Consider the following 1548-nt stretch of genomic DNA (forward strand, 5'->3'; position numbering starts at 1 on the left):
AACGCCTAGAACTCGAAATCTAACGTCCGTTCGGGCATCGAGGTCCATGTCGGGGTGGGACGGGCCCGTGGCTTCAAGATCACTTGCAGTCCGACCGCGATGTCTTGGTTGCGCGAGAGGTTGTCGACAGGCCATGCTGAGTGTGCGATGGTTGATCGCTTCCTCGCCGCTCTCCACGGCGACGATGGCCGCCGCCATCAGCAAGTGCGCCAGTTCCCCTATGGTGCCCTCGCTGCGTGTGAGCAGGTAGCGAGCCATGTCCAGCGTGGCAATTGGGGAAGGCCGGCGCAGCGGGAGCGAAGCGGCGAAGCTGGCCAGCAGTGAGCAGCAATCGTCGTTGGCCTCCCATACCGGCAGCATCATCGGCTCGAAGCGATTTTCCAACTGGTCATCGGAGCGGATGGCTAGGTAGGCGTCGCGCGTGCCTACCCCAACCAACGGGATGCGCAGTTCGTTGCCGAGGAAGCGCAGCAGGTTGAGGAATTCCCGGCGGTTGACGCTGTTGCCGGCCAGCACGTTGTGCAGCTCGTCGATCACCAGCATGCGCACGCCGACCTTGCGCAGCAGTGCCAGAGCCAGTTGCTCCATTTCCGGCAACCGTGGGCGTGGGCGCAGCGGCGCGCCCATCGCGGCGAGCAGCGCGACGTAGAAGCGGATCACGGACGGCTCGGACGGCATCTGCACGACCAACACCGGGATGTGCTCCTGGTCGGCGTCGGAGCTGGCCGGGTGGGTGCGGCGGAACTTCTCGACGATCATCGACTTGCCATTGTTGGTCGGGCCAACCAGCAGCAGGTTGGGCATGCGTTGCTTGTTTGGCCACGCATAAAGGGCTTCCAGCCGGTTCAGCGCCTCGACTGCGCGCGGATAGCCGATCCAGCGGTCGGCGCGAAGGCGCTGGATGCGCTCGTCCGCCGGAAGACGGGCCAAGCCCTGGGCCGCCGGCAGCAGGTGGGACAGGTCGATGATGGGATATTCGTCCACGGCTACCACTCCTCAATCTGGTCGAACGGTTTGGCGGGTGGCAAGTTGTCTGCCTGCGGGTCGGCAATATCCGTATCCGGCGGAACGGGCTTGTCCGGCCGAGCTGATGTCTTGAGGTGCTGGCGGCGATCCGCGTCACGCCGCGCCTTGCGTGTGGCCTTCTGCGCGCTGGTCACAATCTCACGCATCTGGCCGATCATGCGGAACAGCGCCGACTCATCCACCTGTTCGCGCCCTTGCTGCCGCAGTTTCGCCAGCGCCTGCCGTTGTTCCCAGAGGGTGACAGCCGGATGCGACAAGGTACGGTAGGGAATTTCCAGGTAATGCTGTCCCTCCGGTTCCAGGACCCAGATACGGCTGATGTCGCGCGGATCGCGCCGGATCAGAAAGGACGGCCAGCGTTCACGCCGCGCAATCCACGGCTTGAGCGCATCGGCGGGCACTGTTGCAAAGTTAGCGATGAGGCAGCCTTTTGTCTTATTCAAAGGCCTTACATTTCAAAAACTCTGCTTACCAGGCGCATTTCGCCCAGGGGATCACCATAATAAAATGCTGAGGCCTGGC

General features: G+C 63.2%; 1 protein-coding gene and 1 pseudogene. Both read right to left on the minus strand.

The annotated features are described in order from the left end of the window. The coding region (locus ACHHZ7_RS25350; RefSeq protein WP_225317960.1) for a TniB family NTP-binding protein at positions 1 to 984 on the minus strand (984 nt) is incomplete at its 3' end. Between the two features lie 2 nt (positions 985 to 986). Then, positions 987 to 1421: pseudogene (locus ACHHZ7_RS25355) on the minus strand (Mu transposase C-terminal domain-containing protein); the annotation flags it as partial. Positions 1422 to 1548 lie beyond the last annotated feature (127 nt).

The sequence above is a fragment of the Citrobacter freundii complex sp. 2024EL-00216 genome, assembly GCF_043945515.1.
Taxonomy (GTDB): Bacteria; Pseudomonadota; Gammaproteobacteria; order Enterobacterales; family Enterobacteriaceae; genus Citrobacter; species Citrobacter portucalensis.